Origin of the sequence: Paenibacillus sp. PastF-3, assembly GCF_029893135.1 — a bacterium.
Taxonomy (GTDB): domain Bacteria; phylum Bacillota; class Bacilli; order Paenibacillales; family Paenibacillaceae; genus Paenibacillus_AQ; species Paenibacillus_AQ nitricinens.
In genome coordinates this window covers 1-23437 of sequence record NZ_JARXWM010000007.1, presented here as the reverse complement: position 1 = coordinate 23437, position 23437 = coordinate 1, and the positions used below count along the sequence as shown (strand labels likewise).

Below are 23437 nucleotides of genomic sequence, written 5' to 3'. Positions count from 1 at the left end.
GACGATGTTAGGTATGAGATTTATAATGACGACAGCAAATAAAAATGAAACAAGAACATTTGCATACTGTGAGGGGCTTAATGTTCGGAACTTGGGGGAGGAAAAATTCATGTCGGTTGAAAAAGTGTTGCAAACAATTAAAGAAAACAATATCGAGTGGGTAGATTTTCGATTCGTAGATTTAGGTGGCCGTGCTCACCACATTTCTCTGCCTGCTTCTGAAGTGGAAGACGAAACTTTTGTAAATGGGGTAGCATTCGACGGTTCTTCCATCAAAGGATTCCGTGGTATTGAAGAATCAGACATGGTTATGATGCCTGATCCGAACAGTGTGTTCATTGATCCGTTTACAGCTCATCCAACGCTGAACGTAATGTGCGACATTTTCACTCCTGATGGTGAACGCTATGAGCGCGATCCTCGCGGTATTGCTGTGAAAGCTGAAGAATTCCTGCAGAAGAGCGGAGTTGGAACATCGGCATTCTTCGCACCTGAGTCTGAATTTTTTATCTTTGATGATGTTCGTTACGAGAGCGGTATGAACAGCTCCTCATTCTTCGTAGATTCTGAAGAAGCGGCTTGGAATACGGGTCGTAAAGAAGAGGGCGGCAACCTGGCATTTAAAGTTGGCGTTAAAGGTGGATATGTACCTGTAGCACCTGTGGATTCCCAACAGGATATCCGCAGTGAAATGTGCCGTCTGCTTGCTGAAGTGGGACTACGCATTGAGCGTCATCACCACGAAGTAGCCACTGCAGGTCAAGCGGAAATTAACTTCCGTTTTGATACCTTGAAGAAAACTGCTGATAATCTCATGACTTATAAATATATTGTACAAAACACTGCACGTCAGTACGGAAAAGTAGCGACTTTCATGCCAAAACCACTGTTCGGTGATAATGGTAGCGGAATGCACGTACACCAATCCATCTTTGATGGAGACACTCCTTTGTTCTACGAAAAAGGCGCCTATGCTAACTTGAGTGAAATGGCTCTTCATTATATTGGTGGTATTTTGTACCATGCACCAGCTCTGATCGCTTTGACTAACCCAAGCACCAACTCCTTTAAACGTTTGGTTCCTGGTTACGAAGCACCGGTTAACTTGGTATACTCCAAAGGAAATCGTTCTGCAGCAGTTCGTATCCCGGTAGCAGCTGTGACACCAAAAGGCTGTCGTATCGAGTTCCGTACACCGGATTCCACGGCTAACCCTTACTTGGCATTCTCCGCCATGCTGATGGCAGGTCTGGATGGAATCAAGAACAAGATCAACCCACAAGAACTGGGTTACGGTCCTCTGGATAAGAACATCTATGAATTGTCCGATGCAGACAAAGAAAAGATCCGCAGCGTTCCAGGCAGCCTGGGCGAAGCGCTTGATTCTTTGGAAGCTGATTACGAGTTCCTTACTGAAGGCGACGTATTTACTAAGGACTTCATTGATAATTATATTGCTCTGAAACGTTCCGAGGCTCAAGAGGTTGCGATTCGTGTTCATCCACATGAATATTCTCTGTACTTCGACCTGTAAGATTGCTTAGATAAATAAAGCTTAAACGAATAAAGGTGTTCCGAAGCCATGGGAAGGGCTTAGGGACACCTTTTGTGTTGTTTAGGATATCTTTGGCCATTGATATGGCTACGGATATCCTCTTTTTTTGCTTCAGGGCTATACTAAACCCCGCTCAGGAGCGCCACAGGATTCTCTTATGATGAGCTCAGGCTCGACGCTGAAAGAGCTCGTGCCTGATTGATTGTTTATTAGATCATACAGCATTAACGCGGCTAGACGGCCGATTTTATCTTTATTTTGTTTAATCGTAGTTAAGAGTGGTGTTGTGTAATTGCAGGCTTCGATATCGTCACAGCCAATAATCGCGACGGTTCCAGGAACAGTAATAGCAGATTCCTTTAGGGCACGCATAGCTCCAATAGCTAACTGATCAGAAGCCGCGAATATCGCTCTGGGCAAGTTTCCATTTGAAATCATTCTACGCATGGTCTCATAACCGCTGGCTTCAAAGAAGTTGCTGCCGTTTAAGAACCAGCTTTCGTTGATCGGTAGTCCTAAATCTTCAAGTGCTTTGCGGAAACCACTTTCACGTATATTGGAGATTTCTGACTCAGAGGAGCTGCCGATATAACCAAGTTCTCGATAGCCTAATAAGTAAAAGTGTTCGACTACCTTGGTAGACAACTTAAAATTATCAGACATGATATAACCCGAATTGTCGCCTGACAGCTTTAAATCTACGCCGATGCATGGGATAGAACTATTATCCAATTCGCTGATGGAGGTTTCTAGCTCTTGTCCGGTAATAAGTAGGCAGCCATCTACATTAAAATGCAGACAACGGGCAAGATAATCATTAGTATCGCCACTTTGAAATTTTTCGTTAGAGAAAAAGATCAGGTCGTAACCTAATAGTCCCATTTGTTTTTTGAAGGAATTTAGGACTTCGATGAAAAAAGGGTGGGTAAAGTCAACGTTCAGCATTCCTGCAAAAATAACACCAATTAGATTCGATGATTTTGTAGCTAATGTTTTTGCTGAATTGGAGGGAGTATATCCGGTTTCCTTTATGATTTGTTGTACCCTAGTCTTGGTGTCTTCCGAAATATCGCTGTAGTTATTTATGATTTTAGATACTGTCGAAACAGAAACTCCAGCTATTTTCGCTATGTCTTTAATGTTATAGGCCAACTTTGGTCCTCCTTATAATGCGAAATACTCTATAATCTATGATAAAAGTATAGTTGAGTTAAGCTTTTTATGGATTTTCAAATATGAATTGCGAAACGTTTTCGTAAATGATTTTATAATTATATAGGTAGATAGTCAATGGGATCTTTGGTGTTCAAATAGAAATATCCTTGATTTAAAAGGCTTTTTGAGGATTTTAGTTCAAGAATTGTTCAAAGATAAAGAATAAAAAAAGTCTTTACAAAGATAAATAACGATGTAATAATAAAAACAACGAAACCGCTTTCTGTATTATAATCACTAAAGTTTCGTAATTTCAGGAATTAAGATGGTGTTTCGTTAAAAGGTCATACAAATCATCTGGGGGGTAACAAAAATGGTAAAGAAGCTTTCTACGGTATTGTTGAGCTCAGCGCTAGTACTCTCATTAGCAGCATGTGGAAGCGGCAACAACACAAATGATGAGGCTACTTCGGGCAACGGAACAAGCAAGCCCGCAAATGGTGAGAAAAAGGTTATTAAAATCTTGCACTGGAAACAAGAAAACATTAACAAGGTCATTACAGACATTAATAAGAAGTTTGAAGAAAAATATCCGGAATACAAGATTGAGTACACGACGACAGGTCCGGATGATGAATTTAAACAAGCACAAAGAGCAAGAATTACAGCTGGTGACGTAGACGTCCTTGCCGATTTGTCCGGTATGAGATTGTCTCCGAAAGATTGGACACCAGGTGCGAAAGTGCCAGACTGGCAACAATGGATTGATTCCGGTTTGATTGCTGATCTGAGCAACGAATCTTTCGTTAAAAACTATAATGCGAATGATATTGCCAAAGCGGGTACTTACAACGATAAAGTGTATGCGATCCCAACCGGTAAAGTAGCGATGTCAGGTTTCTTCTATAATAAAGAAATTTTTGAACAAAACGGTTTGACTGTTCCAACAACATGGACAGAGTTCATCAGTGTTTTAGATACTTTGAAATCCAAGAGCATTGTACCAATCGTAGTGGCTGGTAAAGATGTATGGCCTTTGAAACTGCCAGTGTTCGGTTTGCAAGCTAAGATTCTAGGTGGCGGCGACCAACAAAAATGGATTGAAGGCGTTTGGAAAGGCACTTCGGCGTTCAACGATGCTGAGGCTGTAGAAGTATTGGATAAAATGAAGACCCTTCAAGATAACTACATCATCGATGGTTTCTTGGGTATTGACTATGCAACAGCACCTTCGTACTTCGCAACAGGTAAAGCAGCTATGATTGCTGACGGTACTTGGGATGCACCTACAATCGCTGCGGCAAATCCTGATGTGAAATTTGGATACTTCCCAATCCCAGCTACTGAAGATGCTGCTAAGAACTCATCTCTTGTCGGTAAGTACGATGTAACTTGGTATGCAGCAGAAAAAGGTCCGAACAAAGAAGGCGCTTTGAAATGGCTGGAATTCTTCTCTGAACCAGAAAATTACACGGAATATGTTAAGGCTGCCGGATTTGTACCCACACAAGATAACATCGCAACTGGCAGTGACTTCATTGATAACGAACTTGCCCAATACATGGCAGAAGACTTTGAACTTGCTTATGAAATCATTATGATTAACCGCGACAATGTAGGCGAGCACATTGCTGCTGAAGGTGTTCATACTGAATACCTGGCACCAGGCGGCGAATTCAAAACTGCTAAAGAACTTGCAGATGTACAACAAAAAGAATGGGAAGCAGCAGCTCCTAAATAAGCTGTTATTCCAATAAACAGACATCAACAACATACTGTGCACCATCATGTACTACAACATCGGGGTCTGTTCGTACAGACCCCGATCATTTTATTGAATTAGGATTGGGTAGGTGAGAGAAATGTATCCGTTCGGAAAAGGTATAAAAAGATATTTACCGCTTCTGCTGCTTATGATTCCATTATCGTTGTACGTTATTTTTTATTTTGGACCCTCTATGATGACGGTCATTTATTCATTTACAGATATTACTAACGTTCCAGGAAGCAAATTGAATTTCGTAGGCCTTGACAATTATTACAGTGTTTTTAACTCCGGAAATTCAGGCGAACGATGGGATTCCATTATACGAACAGTTTATTTCATGGTCATTGTTACAATCGTACAAAACGGTGTCGGTCTCCTTATGGCCGTAGTTATTAATCAGAAGCTGAAAGGCGATTATTTTTATCGCGCAGTTTTCTTTTTGCCGGTTGTGCTCGGTGTATCGGTAGTTGCACTGGTATGGGGCTTGATGTTCGATCCGCTAAGTGGTCCCGTAAATCAATTGTATGATTCATTGTTCGGATATAAAGATATGTTCTTTGGAAGCTTCACCCATGCGTTTGGTTATATTATATTTACGCAAATTTGGATGTACATGGGTTACTCCATGCTGATTTTCCTTGCAGGACTTCAATCCGTACCGAAAGATCTGTATGAAGCTGGATATATTGATGGAACCACGAAGTGGCAATCTTTTAAAAACATTACGTTCCCGCTTATTGCACCATCGTTCACCATTAATATTATTTTGTCCATTATCGGTGCGATGTCGACCTTTGATATTATTCTCGCAACTACGGACGGTCGCTTTAACACAAGAACGATGGCTTATGACGTGTATAAAGAGACGTTCCGTGGTTCTCTCCAGATGGGACTTCCATCCGCGCTTTCTGTGGTACAGTTCCTTATGATTCTGGTCTTCGTTGTATTTGCAGTTAAACAAATGCGTAAGAGAGAGGTGGAGTATTAATGAAAGATTCCAAAACCGCCAAAACTCTCTCCTATATTCTGATTGCAGTATTGCTTGTTTTGTATATCATGCCACTATTGTTTGTAATAAACATTTCATTCAAGTCTTTTTCGGACTATTTGCTAGACCCGATCGGACTTGTGAAAAGTATTCAATGGGATAATTACAAGGAAGCTTGGTTAAAAGGTAATTTCTCTAATTATTTCATTAACAGTTTGCTGTACACTGTTGTAGCAACAGTGCTAACACTTATCGTTTCGTTATTCGGAGCTTTCCCGGTGGCGAGAAATTATGTGAAGTGGAGCGGTTTTATTTATTTGTTCTTCTTGATGTCACAGTTCTTGCCTAACCCTATGGTTGCACAGTTCAAATTGATGCTTACCATGAAACAAGAGCTTGGATTTGTGGGCTATGATACGAAGCTGGGTTATATTCTCCTAAAAACAGGAGGGACAGGGATCGTCTTCATGATGTTCGTAGGTTATATTAAAGGGATCAGCCGTGAGATGGATGAAGCTGCCGGTATGGATGGTGCTGGGTATATGCGGTATTTATTCCAGATCATTATGCCACTGATGAAACCTGTTATCGCAACAGGTGTTATCCTGACGGCGATTACGATTTGGAATGACTTTGTAGGTCCAATCATGTATTTGCCAAGTCCGGAACATTATCCAATTACCTTCGGGCTTAAAGAATTCCGCGGTCAATACGGAAACAACTGGCCTATGTTGGCGTGCGGTATCATGATCGTATCTGCACCCCTTATCGTCCTGTACACCTTCATTCAAAAGTATATCGTTGACGGTGCATTGGCAGGTGCGGTTAAAGCTTAAGTAGATGTGTAAATGAGAGGATGGGGACAATGGACCGCAAAAAAATTCAAGGCTTTGAATTCACCGGAAAGGATGGGGAGTTCAAGCTTCAGCAACCGGATCATAGTAGTTTCTTATACTTCCCTCTAGTAAATGAGGGGGGAATGATGTCGACTGTAACCCCGAAGCTTCATGGTCAGGCGACGACTGGTCATAATACATTTTTAACACCGCCCTTATCTGTTGAAGATTTGCATAATTCACGCGCCTCACGTAATTTCTGGGTTTACGTCGAAGGCAAAGGTGCTTGGTCTGCAGCTGGAAACTCTGCTAAGCAAAATGCAGCGTTCTACACCTCATCTGCTGATGATGCAGTACTTGAGGCTGGATTCCTATGGCATCGTGTGACTCGCAGCAACTCTGAGATGGGTGTCAAAGCTGAGATTACCAGCTTCGTACCTAGCGGTAATGATAAGGTAGAACTTATGAAAGTTACGTTGACGAATACGGGAACAGAGGAGCTTACTCTTACACCAACGGCTGTAGTTCCCTTGTATGCCCGTTCCGCAGATGATCTGCGCGATCACAGACATGTAACCTCCCTGCTGAACCGGATTTACACCTCAGCTTATGGTGTTGAGGTTCAACCTGCACTATCTTTCGATGAGCGTGGTCATCGCATTAATCACACTTCTTACGGTGTATTTGGTGCAGAAGGTGATGGCAGTCAGCCTGATGGTTTCTTCCCGATTCAAGAAGAATTTATCGGTGAAGGTGGAAGTCTTGACTGGCCAGAAGCTGTTATTCTGAATGCTACGCCAGAGATTGGTAAAGGTGGCGGCGTGGATAGAGAGGGTTATGAAGCCGTTGGTGGTCTTCGTTTTGCTTCAATTACCTTGTCTTCTGGTGCAAGCCATTCTTATGTCGTAGTTATGGCAATTGATAATGATAGAATTAACGTTGAAGCGTTGATGAGTAAATATGGTACATCTGAAGCTTTTGATCATCTGCTAGAGGAAACTAAAGCGTTCTGGGCAGACAAAGTGAATATGGTTGAATTTCATACCGGCGACTCGGATGCAGATCAATGGATGAAATGGGTAACCATCCAACCGGTCCTTAGGAGACTGTATGGTAACTCCTTCTTACCGTATCATGATTATGGAAGAGGCGGACGTGGCTGGCGAGATCTTTGGCAAGACTGTCTGGCACTGCTCATTATGGAGCCTGCCGAAGTTCGTAGCCTACTCTTCAACAATTACGCTGGTGTGAGAATTGATGGCAGTAACGCAACCATTATCGGTCAACAGCCAGGTGAATTTATCGCTGACCGTAACAATATCCCTCGTGTATGGATGGATCATGGGGCATGGCCGTTTTTAACAACGATGCTCTATCTGGATCAGAGTGGTGATCTTGATTTCTTGTTGCAAGAACAGACTTATTTCCGGGATACTTTTATGAGTCGTTGTAAGGAACGTGATACTTCATGGAATACCTCTGTAGGCAGTGATCTTAGAACAGCCTCTGGGGAAATCTACAAAGGTACAATTCTGGAACATATTTTGCTGCAAAATCTAGTTCCATTCTTTAATGTAGGGGAACATAATAATATCCTGCTCGAGGGAGCGGACTGGAATGATGGCCTCGATATGGGTGCGGATCGCGGAGAGAGTGTAGCATTTACATCTTTCTATGCTAGCAATCTATTGGATATTTCTCGGGTGCTGCGTAATCTTAAGACTTCCAAAGGTCAGGAAACTGTTGAATTAGCGGAAGAAATGCAGCTACTGCTGGATACTCTTAATGAGTCTGTGGATTATGGTTCTGTATCAGGTAAGCAAGAGAGATTGGATCGATATTATGCTGCCGCACCAAATAAGGTGAGTGGAGTTCGTGTATCTCTCGATATTGATAAAGTAGCTGATGATCTGGAGCAAAAAGCGGAATGGTTATTTAACCATTTGCGTAGCAACGAGTGGGTACAGAGTGAGAATGGTGATGGCTGGTTTAATGGTTATTATAATAACGATGGTGAACAGGTAGAGGGTGAATTTTCTGAAGGCGTTCGTATGACGCTAACGGGTCAAGTGTTCCCGCTTATGGGTCATGCAGCGGCTCCGGAGCAAATTCCACACATTATAGCAGCTGTAGATCGTAATCTATTTGATGATAAGATTGGATACAGGCTTAATTCCCGTTTCGGTGGGATTCAGCAAAATCTGGGTCGTGCTTTTGGTTTTGCTTTTGGCCATAAAGAAAATGGGGCCATGTTCAGTCACATGACCATCATGTATGGAAATGCGCTTTACAAACGTGGTTATGTAAAAGAAGGTCATAAGGTCCTTGAATCTCTTTACAGCTTGAGTACAGATTTCGAAAAAGCGCGTATCTACCCAGGTATTCCTGAATATATTAACGAGCAAGGCAGAGGGATGTACACGTATCTAACAGGCTCTGCAAGCTGGCTCTTGCTAACCATGGTCACTGAAGTATTCGGTGTGAAGGGCAAGCTGGGCGATCTATTGCTAGAACCTAAATTAGTAAAAGAACAATTTGATTCTGAGGGCAAAGCATCCATTAAGACAATCTTTGCAGATCGTGAATTTGAAGTGCTCTATAAAGCCACAGGAAGCTTTAACTTCGGAGAGTACCAAATACACTCCGTTACGTTGAATGGCAGTGGGGTGACGCTGCAGCGCGGCTCAGGAAGTGCGATTATTCCACGTGAAGAGCTCCTTGCTCTGCAGACAGAGAAGCTTCACGTGATTGAAGTGACTCTGGCGTAATCATAACAAAATTTATTAAAGACGTCTGCACCGTTATGAATAGCGGCTGCAGACGTTTTTTTGAAAGTTATAAAAACTAAGGTTCTTCATAAATGATATAATGGGACTAATTTACTTATTTGTTGAATGATTGAAAGGGGTTTGTGAGGGATGGGGTACAGGCTTTCAAATGGCGTATTATCTGTGGATATCGCTGATATTGGTGAAGATTATAAAGGGACTCGTTTTGACTGGACGGGGTTCATCACACAAGTTACGTTAGAAAAGGGTAACCATACGTTTTGTGTGCCAGAGAGCTTGAAGGAAGGCGAAGGTACTGGTGGAAGTGGACTATGCAACGAGTTTGGCATTTCCCGGGCAATTGGGTATGATGAAACGCCGATCGGAGGCTGGTTTCCAAAGCCCGGAGTCGGATTGTTACAAAAGCTGGATTCGCAGGGCTATAGCTTTCATAGCAAGTATCCACTAACTCCCTTTGCTATTGATATGGAGGTTAGGGTTGATTCGGTTACATATACTGTCCAGCCGATGGAAAGTAACGGATACGCAATGCTTTTGACCAAAACGATCTCTATAAAAAACGATCAATTGAAAATTGCATATGAGTTGCATAACAAAGGGGATAAGCCAATCCAAACAGAGGAGTACATCCACAATTTCGTAGGAATTGATGGCTTGAACATAGGTTCGGATTTTGAATTGCGTCTCTCGAATGGGCTCAAAATAGAAGAACCGGAATCTCAATATACGAATAATTTACTAGAGGTATCTGGTAATACACTTACTTGGTCAGAAGAGCCAGACCGATCCTTTTACTGCAAGCTGAGTGGCTGGGGAGGCCCGGAGGCTGAGTTCAATTGGGAGTTGGTCCATAAGCCTAGTGGAACAGGAGTGCGCGAGAGCGGAGATTTCCCGGTAGCACGAATGGCGCTATGGGGAGAACGCCATGTGGTCTCACCTGAAGTTTTTGTGAACATTAGTCTTTTACCGCATGAAAGCAAGTCCTGGAGCCGAACTTATCATTTTTTCACATCCTAATAAGCAGCAATCAAAGCTTTTATGTGAATAATTATACTTGCTGGTGTGTGAGATTATTGCTATCATAAGCGATATCCATATTGATAGGAGAGAAAGGGTGGGGAGTAGTTTTGAATAAGAGAGCATACAATTTTAATGCCGGACCGGCAGCGTTGCCGCTTACGGTACTGGAACGCGCACAAGCGGAGTTTGTTGATTTCCGAGAAAGTGGAATGTCTATCATGGAGATGTCGCACCGTGGAGCAATCTACGAATCCGTGCATAATGAAGCGCAGGAACGTCTGCTTTCGCTCCTCGGCAATCCGAAGGGCTATAAGGTATTGTTCGTACAAGGTGGAGCAAGCACACAGTTTGCAATGATCCCTATGAACCTGATTTCCGCAGGCCAAGTAGGTAGCTATGTTATGACGGGTAGCTGGGCAGATAAGGCTTATAAAGAAGCTAAATTGGTAGGGGGCGCTCATGTTGCTGCTTCTTCCGAAGACAAGAAATTCTTAGCTATACCTGAATTGAGTTCGATTAAAGCTGCGGAAAATGCTGCCTACCTTCACGTTACTTCCAATGAGACCATTGAAGGAACGCAATATGCAGAATATCCGGATGCTGGCTCGATTCCGCTCATCGCAGATATGTCCAGTGATATCCTTTGCCGGCCAATCGATGTCAACCAATTCGGAATGATCTACGCTGGAGCACAAAAGAACCTTGGTCCTTCCGGTGTGACTGTAGTTATTGCTAAAGAGGAATTGCTCGCAGAATCACCTTCTAACATCCCAACTATCATGCGTTACAGCACTCATTACAAAAATAACTCTCTTTACAATACACCTCCATCTTTCTCTGTATATATGGTTAACGAAGTATTAAAATGGATTGAGGAGCAAGGTGGTCTTGCTGGTATCCATTCCAAGAACCTTGAAAAAGCGGGTCTATTATATGATCACATCGATGGAAGTGACGGCTTCTACAGTGGGGTTGCTGAGAAGAGCAGTCGCTCCATTATGAACGTTACCTTCCGGATGCAATCGGAAGAACTCGAAAAACGGTTTGTTAAAGCTGCTGAACTGGAAGGTTTTGTCGGCTTAAAGGGACATCGTAGTGTGGGTGGCTTGCGCGCTTCCATTTACAATGCAGTTCCTTACGAAAGTGTTAAAGCACTTTCTGATTTCATGAACCATTTCCGGCAAACTCAAGGTTAATGAACTCTATCGTAAACCTTCCGCCTATGGGTGGAAGGTTTTCAGTTTGTTTGGAGAAGCTATGGTTATGCACTAGAGTAAAACATCTGGCTATTAAAGCCTTTAGAGAGGAAGGAACCCTATAATGGCACTCCATATCGTATTAGTTGAGCCGGAAATACCGGCCAATACTGGAAACATTGCGCGTACCTGCGCAGCAACAGGCACTCATCTTCACCTGGTTCGCCCGCTCGGATTCCGTACAGACGATGCTACATTGAAAAGAGCAGGATTGGATTACTGGCACGCTGTTAACATTGAATACCACGACTCTTTTGCTGAGGTACTTGAGAAGTACAGTGAGGGACGTTTCTTTTATGCCACGACGAAAGCAGAAAAGAGATATAGCGACTTTGATTTTCAAGATGGAGATTTCTTTGTTTTTGGTAAAGAAACGAAGGGGCTTTCTGCTGAAATTCTGGAAGCGGGTAAAGAAACAAAAATGCGCATGCCGATGAGTGATGCAGTGAGATCGCTGAATTTATCGAATTCTGCGGCTATTATTGTATATGAAGCCCTTCGACAGCTGGATTTTCCTAATCTTGTTTAGAAAAAAGACATTTTTTTGTTTTTTTTCAGCAGGATTCGACATTTTAATAACGAAATATAATGAATGAGCCGAAATATATAGTAGCTACAAATTATTAGTTGAACAGGAGAGGTGTACGTTAGATATGAAACCTGCTGGTGTAGTTCGCAAAGTGGATCAGCTGGGTAGAATTGTTCTGCCTAAGTCCCTGCGTAAAAGGTATCAGATGAATGAAGGCGACCCGGTTGAAATTTTGGTACAGGGTGACCATATCATCTTGGAGCGTTACCGTCCAAAATGTGTTTTCTGCGGTTCAATGGAAGGTGTGAGTGAATATAAAGATCGTTATATTTGCGCTGCATGCCTCTCAGAAATGACGCAATTGCCAAGACACGCCTAGGAAGTACATATTTACACATTTAGAATTCTGACAGCCTATAGTTTTCTAAACAAAGAAACTGTCCCATTCGTAGACTTCTTCTACTTATGCGGCAGTTTTTTTGTTTCAGGCTTATAAAAAAATGCCTCAGAGCCAAGTGGCTACTGAGACATTTCTTACTTATAGACCTTTTGTTTTGTCGTCGTTGTAAGATGAGGTAAGGATGCCGACCATAAATAACACAAATACGATAGTTACGATCCAAAAGGTTAATGAGAACGACATGCTGGCACCTCCATTAGCAAATGTATTCGTTATCAAGATTATACCCTGCAAATCAATAAAAATAAACGCAAATGTGATATGTTGCATAGACATTTTACTATAATCATTCAAAAAACAGGAAATTTGTCGGTACAGCTCTAAGATTTCCGTCTGAGGGCTTGTTGACTACTCTTCCGTTGAAGATGAGCGATGACGATCCTCCGCCATCCAGATTATAAGCATCCATGACGCCCATGTTATATAGCTTGTTCTGAATTTCCTCTAGCCGGGCACCAGAGCTGCCAAGCTCATTATAACCATCCGCTACAAGGATGAGAAGCTGATCATCCTTATAATTACCGATTACTGTACGTGGCGCCCGATTGGGGGACGTTTTCCACTTTTCCGGGATCGGTATTTTGACGTTGTTCTTAAGTAGAACAGGCACAAAGGTTGCACCAAATACGGGTTCGAGTTGATCTAACTGTGCACGACTGTAAAATTTCCCTCCGATTAACTGTCCGGACTTGTTCAGACCTACGAAGCTGAGATCCTTGAATGTCGGCTCGAAACCATTGAGGTACTTTCCATCAACCACAGTAGTACTTAAGGGATAGCGTTTTCCGGCTTTATCCGCAAAGCCTCCAGCATTAATACCTGCAATAGCGCCATGACTTTGTACAGCGTGCATTGTGGTTTCTGCGCCACCAGTAGCTTCTTTAGCAAGACTCATCTGCATCGCGGTTGGATCCTTCAATTTGATCTTCAAAGCATAGGCCTTATAGTTACCTGGATTCAGCTTATACAGCTCGATTCTAATCCGGTCGCTGCTAAGGACCTCAGAAGGTATTCCAAGCTTGGCAGATATCCGGCGGTTATAGATAAGCTCAGGACGGCTCGCTTGATTCTTCGCTGTCTCGACCAACTTATTCATAGCAGTAGTGGTTCCTTTATATAGCTTAGCGCTAGCGCTGACTGCATCTATGGTGTAGGATGCAGTGCCTTCGGCTAGGGTTAAATCCTTTTTTAGGACAGCTGTTTCATTCAGAGGCCCTGAGATAGGTGCGAATTGTCCTACATCAAGATCCAGCTCGAGCGGTGGTCGATACCACCACATACATATCAGTAAACCTAAAAAAGGTGCGGTTAGAAGCATAAAGAAACGGTTCACTCTTTTGACTGGTGTCATCATTTAATCAGATCCATTTCTTTCTTCAAAGCTTCTAACTGTTTGCTAACCTCGCTCAATTGCGTATATAGCTTGTTACTATTGTCTGTTTTGGCACTTGCATTATCTTTAGTGAAGGTTAATAGTTCGTTAAAACTTTGCACTGTATTCTGCAATTCCTTCACTTCTTCAGTGAGAACGGCAATTTTCGACTCATAGTCGGTCTTAAGAACGGTAAGCTGCTGCTGGCTCTGATTGCTAAGTTCGCTCAGCACTTGCTGCTTTAAATGGTTTGTGTAGCTGTATACAGCATATACACCCATTCCAATCATCACGATCCAGAACAGTAAAAACCATTTTACGGAAGAGCCGCTTCTCACAGCAGCACGGCGCGAGTGTACCGGGGACGTTTCCGCTAGCGGTTGCATTTGATCACCTCGGGTTGGTCTTTTTTTCAAGTCCCCATTCTATCAGACTTTGACTAGTTTCGCAAAAATGTAAGAGAGTGTGAAAACTAGAAAAAGTAATTGCATCCTATTAAACTACTGCGATACAATTTCTATAGATTGGAATTTCTGATAGACGTACTCAAGGTAACCAGCGAGAGAATAAACGAACAAGTCATCATACTTCCTTGCTTGCGTTTAAACCGGAAACGCTGCGGCGCTTTCCTTTCTGGATGATTATATAAAGCAGGAGGTCTGGGCATTAATGATGAAGGTTTGGCAGGTGGTTATTGTGGGGTGTCATCCTACAAGTATGCTGGGGACAAAATTGATTTTGGAAGAGGGAGGAGAGCTTAAAGTTCTAGGAATGTATTCAACTTGGGACGAAGGCGCTTCCATCGTAAGGGAAAAGAATCCCGAGCTAGTGCTGGCAGATTATCATATGCCTGAAGGTAATATTGAGAGTGTGCTGTTAAATATGAAAAAAAGCTCACCAAACTCACATTTTGTCGTGATGACGGATGAAGACGGCAGGGATCTGCTACAGCCCCTCATAGAGCTGGGAGCCAGCGGGATATTCTCGAAAGGAGCTTCTCCTCATCAGCTTTTACAGCTGATCCTGGGTTTGCGAGTGGGTTTTCTTTCAATGCCGCTAGAATGGATAGAAAAAGGATCCTGGCCGATTTCGACGTCTAAAGGGCTGGATGATGTTCTTCAATTGACGCAGACAGAGATGTTTATTATGGAGCGAATCGTTCAGGGGATTACTTATGATAAAATAGCGCTTGAAATTGCAGTAAGTCGCCGTTCGATTGACAATTACCTGCGCAAAATTTATGTGAAGCTTGATGTTTCGACACGAGCGCAAGCCATTGAGAAATTTGCTCTATTTTCAAGACAAAACAGGCAAATCTACGCATAACCCAAGCTATACGACATAATGAAGGTAAAGGCGGAATATTCTTGAAATAGAAGAAAGCATATCACGTTAAATGGATAATGGTTCTCGAAGGAGGATAACTTAGCCATTTCTACTTGGTACTAGGGAAGGGGGATTTCGCATGCTTTACCAATTTTCTGCTCGCGCGCACACACTGCTATCGTCACCGCTTCTAAGTATTCGCACCCAAACACGGAGAAGCTCCATGATATCGCTTGCTGAAGAATTACCAGCGGAAGAACTGTTCCCATTATCGCTGCTTGCCGAAGCAGCCTCTACGGTGATATCTGCAGATGCAGGAGCACTTCAATATGGTGATCCTGCAGGGTATGGTCCACTTCGGGAGTGGCTTGCCGGGGATTGGCTCAGAGAAAAAGGGGTAACTGTTACCGAGGGTGGAGTTCTGCTAACAACGGGGAGCCAGCAAGCGATTGATTTGTTATCGCGGGTGTATATTGACCCGGGAGATCGTGTATTAGTAGAAAATCCGACATCTCCAGGATTCTTGCAAACTCTTCGGATGCAGGGTGCCATTATTATTCCCGTAGAGGGTGACTTGGATGGGCTTCATCCAGATCATTTGCGGAGGCAAATTGAACTGCATAAGCCTAAGATGCTGTTCGCAACACCAAGCTTTACGAATCCAAGTGGTATCCTATGGAGCTTAGAGAGACGGCGTGAGGTGCTGGGTCTTTGTATCGCTTATAACATCCTGATTGTAGAAGATGATTCTTATGGTGATTTACATTTCCAGAAGTATGGTGAACATTGGGCCACAAGATATCCATCCTTGTATGCGCTGGAAAATATAAGTGATGGCGGACACGTATTATATATCGGTTCGTTCAGTAAGACCGTTGCGCCCGCGCTGCGGACGGGCTGGGCTGCAGGCAGCCGGGAAGTGATCGGGATGATGGCTGCTGCCAAGCAGATGGCAGACTGGCAATCGAGCGCATTAAATCAGCGGCTCTTGCATCATTTGTTGGATGTGACCGCTTTTGACCTTCGTGAGCATATTGCGCAGCTGAACCGAGAATATAATACCCGACTGAAGTTAATGGTTGAACTGCTAAAACGTCCAGCTTGGAAGGGAAGCTCCTACGACCTGCCGTCAGGAGGTATGTTTCTATGGGTATCTCCACCGGAGGGAATGGATGTTATGGCACTGCTAAAATGTGCGCTAGGTAAGGGAGTGGCATTTTTGCCAGGACCGTTATGTAGTGTCGATGGCAGCGGAAATCACATTCGTCTTAACTTCAGCCATCCCGGCCGGGATGAGCTGTTACTCGGCATGAATCTGATGAGCGAGGCGGTTAAGGAGTTCACGGCTCGGAGTTAGGTGGGTGCTGATTAAGGAATCTGATGGATCGGACGTATAAAAGTAACGAACAGGTTGATGAGCGGTCATATGCGGCAGATAGAAGTGTGGGCAGATGAACTGGCAGATCAATGTATGACACACCCTGGAAGTCATACAGGACAGAGTGGTGCATTAGGCAAGGAGTAGAGTGCGGGGGAGGTCATTATAGGTGATTTCTCCCTATAACTGGCTGATTTATATTCTGGAATGGAGATTATAGGGAATCTCTCCCTATAAATTTCGGAAAAAGCCCTTTTTATGGAGCAATCTATGCATTTATAGGGAGGAAATCCCTATAAATCGGTTTTTAGCGCGTATATTGAGGAATTATAGGGATGATTTCCCCTTAATTCAACTTGTCAGCTTGAGATTAATGCTTCGAAGGTTAGTTCTGTTTCTATGGCTTAACGGATTAGAACACAAAAAGCATCCCGTAGATGGGATGCTTTTTGGCGTTACCTAGACATTGATACGTGTGCATTAGAATAATAAGTTTAAAGTCCGAGTAAATGATTAGAACCTGATTAAAAGACGAAAATCGAAGTGAAAGATCAAAATCGAAGTGAAAGATCAAAAGCAGAGAAAAAGATAAAAGTCCGAGTGAAAGATCAAAAGCAGAGAAAAAGATAAAAGTCCGAGTGAAAGATCAAAAGCAGAGAAAAAGATAAAGGCTCCAGCAAAAATTTGAAATTGAAAGAATTTTTTGTTTAGTATAGGCAAGCTAATTACTGTGATGATTGCTGTCATGGGGTACGCCGCCAGTTATAGCGGCGTATTCTACTAGCGCGGCCTGACCGGCTGGAGTCAGGGTATAGCGCCCACGGCTGACACGGTGGAACCAGCCGTAGTAGTTGTGCTGCAGCATAGCGGCGGCGTTCGGTACGCCGCTACGCTTCCGCAGCTCGGCCGGAGAGATCCCGGCCGAGGGGGCGCTTGAGGCAGCGCTAGGGGCACCGCTTCGCGTGCCAGCCGCCGCTGCCTCCCGTGCTGCCGTGTCCCCGGCAGCACGCCCCTCCGGCGCTGAGCTCAGCGCCGGAGCCTGTGCAGCGGTGCTCGCCGCTGCACGTTTGCCCGCTGCGAGCGAAGCCTTCGCAGCGGCCTTCTCGGCAGCGACGGCGGCTTCCGCCTCCGCTGCCTGTAGAGAAAGCGCGACACGCAGCGCTTTCTCGCGGTAGGCCGTCACGAGCTTGACTCGCGTGCTGCCGCCGATGTTGTAGTCTCCGCTGCGCTCGCGGAACTCATAGAGCAGGCGCTCGCGCCGCCGCTTGTTGCTGCGCTGTGCAGGTGGTGTCTCGTTTGGCTCCACGAGCACCTCGACCAGCGGGGCTTTGGTCTTATAAAAAACAACGGTGATCAGCCCGAGACCAAGACGGCGACACAGTCCGCTAAGCTCGCCCCAGCGCTGGTTCACCGCCCCTTTTTTATCACGGACACGTTCCACTGCGAGATAGACCGTAGGACTGAGCTTTAGCCGTTCCACGCCTTGCAGGAGCAAGGCGAGGTTGAACGATTTTTTCATCTCTACGATTAGAGGGTGCTCTAAATCCTCACGAATACCCACCAAATCACAAGTCCGAACCTCTCCCTTGATGCTGTATCCTTGCTTTTCAAAAAAAACCTTCAAAGGAGCATACAGCTCCGTTTCATGTCGTACCGCCATAGTGTCACTCCCGTAGCCCTTTATTTTCGGGTTTCCATTAAGGTTTTACTGCGATTTTATGATTCTCTATTATAGCACAGCAAAAAAGAGGTCAACTATTCCGCGCTTGCCGCATAGGTATGTAATACACTTTTTAACGCTATAGGAGAGCAAGTAGGAGCGCAAGAGGAGGCAGCGAGCAATGGATATTTTTGAGCGAATAGCTTCGTATCGGGCTGAGAACGACCGTTTGGCGTGGAGCGGGACCTTCAAGCAGTATATAGAACTTTTGAAAAAAGACCCCTCTCCCGCTAAAACCGCTCACTCCCGCGTTTATGACATGATCAAGTCGCATGGCGTAGAGGACATAAACGGACGCAAACGTTATAAGTTTTTTGAACAGGAGATTTTTGGACTTGATCGTGCAGTCGAAAAGTTAGTGGAGGAATATTTTCATTCTGCAGCACGCCGGCTAGATGTTCGTAAACGGATTCTGTTATTGATGGGACCTGTCAGTGGGGGGAAATCGACCCTAGTCACGCTGCTAAAACGTGGTTTGGAACAGTACTCGCGGACCGATGCGGGTGCGGTATATGCAATAGAGGGCTGCCCGATGCATGAGGACCCACTACATTTGATCCCCCTGGAGCTTCGTCCAGAGATTGAAAAGGAGCTCGGTGTGCGTATTGAGGGCAACCTATGCCCGTCTTGCCAGATGCGGCTGAGAAATGAATATGCGGGAGATATTGAGCAGGTCAAAGTGACTCGTGTCATTTTGTCAGAAGAAGAGCGGGTAGGGATTGGTACCTTTAGTCCATCCGATCCGAAGTCGCAAGATATCGCCGATTTGACAGGAAGTATCGACTTTTCGACCATTACTGAATTTGGTTCGGAATCTGATCCACGTGCATACCGTTTTGACGGAGAGCTCAATAAAGCTAACCGTGGACTGATGGAATTTCAAGAAATGCTCAAATGCGACGAAAAATTTCTATGGAACCTGCTATCACTGACACAAGAAGGCAATTTCAAGGCTGGCCGATTCGCGCTGATCAGTGCGGACGAAATGATCATCGCTCACACCAATGAAACCGAGTATAAGTCATTTATTTCTAATAAAAAGAATGAAGCGCTCCAGTCCCGTATGATTGTCATGCCTGTTCCGTATAACCTAAGAGTGTCGGAAGAGGAAAAAATCTACGCGAAGCTGATCGCCCAGAGTGATATGAACCATGTGCATATTGCGCCGCATGCGCTGCGTGCCGCTGCTATTTTCTCGATCCTGACCCGTCTGAAAGAAAGTAAAAAACAAGGCATGGATCTGATCAAAAAGCTCCGGATGTATGATGGGGAAGAAGTTGAGGGCTACAAAGAAGCAGATCTCAAAGAGATGCAAACGGAGTATTTGGATGAAGGCATGTCCGGAATAGATCCACGGTATGTTATCAACCGGATTTCCAGCGCTTTGATCAAAGGTGATCTGCAGTGCATGAACGCACTGGATGTCCTGCGGGCTATTAAAGACGGACTGGATCAGCATCCATCGATTACAAAAGAGGAGCGGGAGCGTTATTTGAACTTCATCTCCATTGCCCGCAAAGAATATGACATTTTAGCTAAAAGCGAAGTGCAAAAGGCCTTCGTCTACTCCTTTGAGGAGTCCGCCAAGACATTATTTGAGAATTATCTTGATAATATCGAAGCCTTCTGCAATTGGTCTAAAATCCGCGATCCGTTGACGGATGAGGAGATGGAGCCGGATGAGCGGTTAATGCGTTCGATTGAAGAGCAAATTGGTATCTCTGAGAATGCGAAAAAAGCGTTCCGTGAAGAGATCCTGATCCGGATTTCCGCGTATTCACGCAAAGGGAAGAAATTCGAGTACAACAACCACGACCGCCTGCGGGAAGCAATTGAGAAGAAGCTATTCACAGATCTCAAAGATATCGTCAAAATCACCACCTCGTCCAAAACGCCGGATGAAAGTCAGCTCAAACGGATCAATGAGGTGTGCGCTAGACTGATTGATGGGCATCACTATTGCCCCATCTGCGCTAATGAGCTGCTGAAGTATGTGGGAAGTCTGCTTAATCGGTAAAAAGAGTTCCTTTAAAGTACGTGGGTGTTCCAAAAGCCATGAAAATGGCTATGGGGCACCCTTTTTTGCCCTTTCATTTTTTTATCTACCTCCTTTTACCCTCTTTATGTTGATCTTAACGCCGCCGCCCCCCATCTGACTAATTTGGTTTTTTTTTGTAGAAAGTTCGGAGCTGCTAAAGGACACAGGTGACCCTAAAGGTTGATTTTAAACACATTTCGAAGGTTATCGGACTCCATAGACGCTATTAGCAGGAAAAGCACTAAATATGAGCTGCTTTTTGAGTAATAGCTGCACTGGAGTCCGAAACTCCGCTCAAAAGGCCATATGTTTGCGAATAACGTCATCTGGGTCAGTAAGCTAATGGGGGCGATGCATTTCATTAGTGGGACAAGCTCTTGTTGTTGTACAGTTAATCATACAGCTCAGCAAAACAGGAACAATCCTCCTCGCTTGCAGTTGATATAATGAAGTCACCGTACGGGGGAAGGCTGGTGCTGCACTTGAATTACAGTAAAGATATAGAGAAATGTGTTGAATATATTGAAGCTCATATCAAAGAAAATATAACAGTGGAAGAAATAGCCGCTGAGGTTGGATATTCGGTGTATCATTTTTGCCGAGTGTTCAGCTTATGCAAGGAAATGTCCGTGATGGAATATGTGCGGAGCCGCAAATTATCTTTAGCGTCAATTGAATTGTTTGCCGGTAGAAGGATCATTGATATTGCGCTGGACTATGGTTTTGAGACACAAAGTGGATTCACTAAGGCCTTTCGCAAGGCTTTTGGCTATAGCCCGACACAGTATGCCGCACGGATGAACGGATTTACTAAAGGAAAAACACGATTTAAAATCGGAGGTTTTATAATGAACCCTGTTATTGTTCGCAAGCCTGCATTTAAGGTCGCTGGGTATGGGATCCAAACTAATGTTGCAGGAAGTATGTACACCAAGGATATTGCTTCTTTTTGGAGTTATTATGAGGGTGAGAATTTGGAGTCCAAAATGTATAAAATACTAAATCCGCCTAAACACGGAGAAGTCGGTTTGTGTATTCCTTCCTCGGATAATGGCAATGCCACCTATCTTCTAGGTGTTATTGTAGAGGACTACTCCAAGGTGGAAGAGGATATGCTGACGATGGATGTGCCGGAAGCCGAATATGCTGTGTTCACAACGCCGCCAGTGGATACTTCAACGGATACAGAGCAAATACAGTTTGCACAGGTTATAAAAAGCACTTGGAAGTATATCTTCGAAGAATGGTTTAAGGATAGTGGCTACGATTATGATGATAGTAAGCTGGATTTCGAATTCTATGATGAACGCTGCCACTCGCGGCCGGATACGGTGATGGAGATTTATGTTCCTGTGAAAAAATCGACCGAATGATGTGTAAGGGCAAATGCTGCTCAGTGATGATCGTAACTTCGGGGAATGTTTGGACCTTCGTCGCTGATGTCTCTGGATTTATTGATTATTCCTTAGCGGATTAAATCCAGAAACAGCATATGCTTTCGAAGTGAGCTTTCCTACGGAAAGCTTTCGGGCGAACGCTACGCTCCTACAGTTCCAAACTTCCCCTACGTTACTTTTACCTCAGCAGTATTTGCAAAGTTCAATTATTCAGTCGATACGGGGTGTCGACGTAAGAAGGTCCGCAGCGGGTTATACGCTGCGGGCTTTTTAACGTGCTAATAATAGAAGCATCTGGAGCGGATCTAATAGACAAGAAAACAACATATCATGATCGACAAAATAAGACACCTATGTAAAAAACAGTATGATATGATCGCTATGAATTCTCTAGCACTATTGAACTAATAGTTAAAGGATTAGAAGTATCTGTAGTTCATTTTATACATAAATAGGAGGAGTAAAGTGATTACTAAACAGGTTTTATTAAAGAAAACTATCGTATTCATGCTTATTGTTTGTCTTACCTCATTACCTTTCGGTACGATTTTTGCAAGTAAGGCTTCTGATATTCAAGGGACTTGGGCTGAAGCGCAAATTACGAAATGGATGGAGAAAGGACTAGTATCAGGTTATCCAGACGGGGATTTTAAACCGGATCATTCGATTACAAGAGCTGAATTGGTTGTGCTAATCAATAAGTCTTTTGGATTTGTTAAGACGGAGGAGCATTCTTTTAAAGATGTAAAAGCTTCAGATTGGTATTATTCAGGTCTTTTAGTGGCGAATGCGGCAGGATACATACAAGGTTATTTAGATGGTTCATTCGGGCCTAATAAGAAGGTCACACGACAAGAATTTGCGTTGATTATTAGTAAATTACTTGCACTGCCTTCTTCAGATTCAACTAATAAGTTTATCGACACATCAGCTAGTCCTGTATGGAGTAAAGGGGCTATAGGGTCTGTATACGATAAAGGAATAATGTCGGGATATGCGGATAACACCTTTCATCCAGAATCATTTGCTACTCGTGCAGAGGCTATCGTAATCTTGGACAGATCCTTAACGATCAAGAATGAAGCTTCTATAGGAAGCCTCTCGTACGATATAGCGGGTACTTATGGTCCTTTAACAGGGAATGAGAAAGTAAGCGGAGACGTAGTTATTAACTCTCCTAATGTAACACTAAGAAACATGACGATCACGGGTAACTTATTACTCGCAGAAGGAATTGCCGAGGGAGATATATTGTTAAAAGATGTCACGGTTAACGGTATTACTACGGTTAAAGGTGGGGGAGCTCACAGTGTTCAGTTCGAAAATGTTAGACTAACCTCAGTGATTGTTGATAAGAAGATAGGGACGATTAGAATTGTTGCTATAGGTTCAACAGTTATTGATAAGCTTCAGGTTCAATCTGCGGCAACTATTGAAGCTGCTAATGGAGTGAGTATTCAAACTTTGATTCTGAACGCTAGTACGAATGTTGTAGGGAATGGGACGATTGTTCATGCAATTATAAATGCACTCGGAATTATTATGGAACAAGCCCCACGTAATTTAGAAGTTGGAAAAGATGTATCTTCAAATGTGAGCATAACTATTAACGGTGTAACTAGATCAGTATCAACGCCTACACAGGCTCCTGCAGGAATAACATCTGGTTCTTCTGGTTCGCCAGGCGGATCATCACCGGGGGGAACGGGAACGGTACCAACGGTAACACCGGCACCGACACCGGTAACTACACCAACACCAACACCAACACCAACACCAACACCAACACCAACACCAACACCAACACCAACACCAACACCAACACCAACACCAACACCAACACCAACACC

General features: G+C 43.8%; 18 protein-coding genes. 14 read left to right on the top strand and 4 right to left on the bottom strand.

Annotated elements, in window-relative coordinates; genetic code table 11:
* Positions 1 to 109: 109 nt before the first annotated feature.
* Positions 110 to 1534: a type I glutamate--ammonia ligase gene (glnA, locus tag M2444_RS15320; RefSeq protein ID WP_060624822.1), complete on the top strand. Its 1425-nt coding sequence runs from the start codon at positions 110 to 112 to the stop codon at positions 1532 to 1534.
* A gap of 138 nt (positions 1535 to 1672) precedes the next feature.
* On the opposite strand, the gene M2444_RS15315 is transcribed toward glnA, so the two are convergent.
* Positions 1673 to 2707, bottom strand: coding sequence for a LacI family DNA-binding transcriptional regulator (locus tag M2444_RS15315; RefSeq protein ID WP_094876475.1), 1035 nt, complete (start codon positions 2705 to 2707; stop codon positions 1673 to 1675).
* A 376-nt stretch (positions 2708 to 3083) separates the two neighbouring features.
* Here M2444_RS15315 and M2444_RS15310 point away from each other — a divergent pair, with 376 nt between their 5' ends.
* The 8 genes from M2444_RS15310 to M2444_RS15275 all read left to right on the top strand — a co-directional run bounded on the left by M2444_RS15310 (position 3084) and on the right by M2444_RS15275 (position 12275).
* Entirely contained in the window at positions 3084 to 4451 is a 1368-nt protein-coding gene (locus tag M2444_RS15310; protein ID WP_280787388.1) for an ABC transporter substrate-binding protein, read from the top strand.
* Between the two features lie 121 nt (positions 4452 to 4572).
* Positions 4573 to 5466 (top strand): carbohydrate ABC transporter permease, encoded by an 894-nt coding sequence (locus M2444_RS15305; protein ID WP_042186236.1) that lies wholly within the window; start codon positions 4573 to 4575, stop codon positions 5464 to 5466.
* Entirely contained in the window at positions 5466 to 6302 is an 837-nt protein-coding gene (locus M2444_RS15300) for a carbohydrate ABC transporter permease (RefSeq protein ID WP_094870513.1), read from the top strand. The genes M2444_RS15305 and M2444_RS15300 overlap by 1 nt, the downstream gene beginning before the upstream one ends.
* A gap of 29 nt (positions 6303 to 6331) precedes the next feature.
* A complete protein-coding gene (locus M2444_RS15295) occupies positions 6332 to 9070 on the top strand; it encodes a GH36-type glycosyl hydrolase domain-containing protein (RefSeq protein WP_280787387.1) in 2739 nt (912 codons plus the stop codon).
* 150 nt (positions 9071 to 9220) lie between these two features.
* Positions 9221 to 10108: a hypothetical protein gene (locus M2444_RS15290; protein ID WP_094870511.1), complete on the top strand. Its 888-nt coding sequence runs from the start codon at positions 9221 to 9223 to the stop codon at positions 10106 to 10108.
* A gap of 110 nt (positions 10109 to 10218) precedes the next feature.
* The gene (gene serC / locus M2444_RS15285; RefSeq protein ID WP_094876472.1) at positions 10219 to 11307 is read left to right on the top strand and encodes a 3-phosphoserine/phosphohydroxythreonine transaminase; all 1089 of its coding nucleotides are present in this window, start codon (positions 10219 to 10221) and stop codon (positions 11305 to 11307) included.
* Between the two features lie 124 nt (positions 11308 to 11431).
* Positions 11432 to 11896 (top strand): tRNA (uridine(34)/cytosine(34)/5-carboxymethylaminomethyluridine(34)-2'-O)-methyltransferase TrmL, encoded by a 465-nt coding sequence (gene trmL, locus M2444_RS15280; RefSeq protein ID WP_042125678.1) that lies wholly within the window; start codon positions 11432 to 11434, stop codon positions 11894 to 11896.
* A gap of 124 nt (positions 11897 to 12020) precedes the next feature.
* Positions 12021 to 12275 (top strand): AbrB/MazE/SpoVT family DNA-binding domain-containing protein, encoded by a 255-nt coding sequence (locus tag M2444_RS15275; RefSeq protein WP_039871533.1) that lies wholly within the window; start codon positions 12021 to 12023, stop codon positions 12273 to 12275.
* Between the two features lie 367 nt (positions 12276 to 12642).
* On the opposite strand, the gene M2444_RS15270 is transcribed toward M2444_RS15275, so the two are convergent.
* Together M2444_RS15270 and M2444_RS15265 are read right to left on the bottom strand one after the other, a co-directional pair.
* A complete protein-coding gene (locus M2444_RS15270; RefSeq protein ID WP_280787386.1) occupies positions 12643 to 13710 on the bottom strand; it encodes a phosphodiester glycosidase family protein in 1068 nt (355 codons plus the stop codon).
* On the bottom strand, positions 13707 to 14114 hold the full coding sequence (locus M2444_RS15265; protein ID WP_094870508.1) for a hypothetical protein: 408 nt from the start codon (positions 14112 to 14114) through the stop codon (positions 13707 to 13709). The genes M2444_RS15270 and M2444_RS15265 overlap by 4 nt, the downstream gene beginning before the upstream one ends.
* Positions 14115 to 14397: 283 nt before the next feature.
* Between M2444_RS15265 and M2444_RS15260 the strand changes: the two genes are divergently transcribed.
* Together M2444_RS15260 and M2444_RS15255 are read left to right on the top strand one after the other, a co-directional pair.
* Entirely contained in the window at positions 14398 to 15054 is a 657-nt protein-coding gene (locus M2444_RS15260; protein WP_042186245.1) for a DNA-binding response regulator, read from the top strand.
* A 139-nt stretch (positions 15055 to 15193) separates the two neighbouring features.
* Positions 15194 to 16411, top strand: a complete 1218-nt coding sequence (locus M2444_RS15255) for an aminotransferase-like domain-containing protein (RefSeq protein ID WP_094876471.1) — start codon at positions 15194 to 15196, stop codon at positions 16409 to 16411.
* Between the two features lie 742 nt (positions 16412 to 17153).
* Here M2444_RS15255 and M2444_RS15250 read toward each other — a convergent pair.
* Positions 17154 to 18092: a DUF2161 family putative PD-(D/E)XK-type phosphodiesterase gene (locus M2444_RS15250; protein WP_280787385.1), complete on the bottom strand. Its 939-nt coding sequence runs from the start codon at positions 18090 to 18092 to the stop codon at positions 17154 to 17156.
* A 181-nt stretch (positions 18093 to 18273) separates the two neighbouring features.
* Here M2444_RS15250 and M2444_RS15245 point away from each other — a divergent pair, with 181 nt between their 5' ends.
* The 3 genes from M2444_RS15245 to M2444_RS15235 form a co-directional block, all read left to right on the top strand.
* Positions 18274 to 20169 carry a PrkA family serine protein kinase gene (locus M2444_RS15245; RefSeq protein ID WP_094874370.1) on the top strand — a complete coding sequence of 632 codons (1896 nt, stop codon included), beginning with the start codon at positions 18274 to 18276 and terminating at the stop codon, positions 20167 to 20169.
* Between the two features lie 467 nt (positions 20170 to 20636).
* On the top strand, positions 20637 to 21563 hold the full coding sequence (locus M2444_RS15240; protein WP_280787384.1) for an AraC family transcriptional regulator: 927 nt from the start codon (positions 20637 to 20639) through the stop codon (positions 21561 to 21563).
* A 489-nt stretch (positions 21564 to 22052) separates the two neighbouring features.
* Positions 22053 to 23437: S-layer homology domain-containing protein (locus M2444_RS15235; RefSeq protein ID WP_280787383.1), on the top strand; the 1385-nt coding region annotated here is incomplete at its 3' end.

Coding starts and splice junctions, on each gene's coding strand:
- glnA (WP_060624822.1), top strand. CDS start 110: ATGTCGGTTGAAAAAGTGTTGCAAACAATTAAAGAAAACAATATCGAG.
- M2444_RS15310 (WP_280787388.1), top strand. CDS start 3,084: ATGGTAAAGAAGCTTTCTACGGTATTGTTGAGCTCAGCGCTAGTACTC.
- M2444_RS15305 (WP_042186236.1), top strand. CDS start 4,573: ATGTATCCGTTCGGAAAAGGTATAAAAAGATATTTACCGCTTCTGCTG.
- M2444_RS15300 (WP_094870513.1), top strand. CDS start 5,466: ATGAAAGATTCCAAAACCGCCAAAACTCTCTCCTATATTCTGATTGCA.
- M2444_RS15295 (WP_280787387.1), top strand. CDS start 6,332: ATGGACCGCAAAAAAATTCAAGGCTTTGAATTCACCGGAAAGGATGGG.
- M2444_RS15290 (WP_094870511.1), top strand. CDS start 9,221: ATGGGGTACAGGCTTTCAAATGGCGTATTATCTGTGGATATCGCTGAT.
- trmL (WP_042125678.1), top strand. CDS start 11,432: ATGGCACTCCATATCGTATTAGTTGAGCCGGAAATACCGGCCAATACT.
- M2444_RS15275 (WP_039871533.1), top strand. CDS start 12,021: ATGAAACCTGCTGGTGTAGTTCGCAAAGTGGATCAGCTGGGTAGAATT.
- M2444_RS15270 (WP_280787386.1), bottom strand. CDS start 13,710: ATGATGACACCAGTCAAAAGAGTGAACCGTTTCTTTATGCTTCTAACC.
- M2444_RS15265 (WP_094870508.1), bottom strand. CDS start 14,114: ATGCAACCGCTAGCGGAAACGTCCCCGGTACACTCGCGCCGTGCTGCT.
- M2444_RS15260 (WP_042186245.1), top strand. CDS start 14,398: ATGATGAAGGTTTGGCAGGTGGTTATTGTGGGGTGTCATCCTACAAGT.
- M2444_RS15255 (WP_094876471.1), top strand. CDS start 15,194: ATGCTTTACCAATTTTCTGCTCGCGCGCACACACTGCTATCGTCACCG.
- M2444_RS15250 (WP_280787385.1), bottom strand. CDS start 18,092: ATGGCGGTACGACATGAAACGGAGCTGTATGCTCCTTTGAAGGTTTTT.
- M2444_RS15245 (WP_094874370.1), top strand. CDS start 18,274: ATGGATATTTTTGAGCGAATAGCTTCGTATCGGGCTGAGAACGACCGT.
- M2444_RS15240 (WP_280787384.1), top strand. CDS start 20,637: ATGAAGTCACCGTACGGGGGAAGGCTGGTGCTGCACTTGAATTACAGT.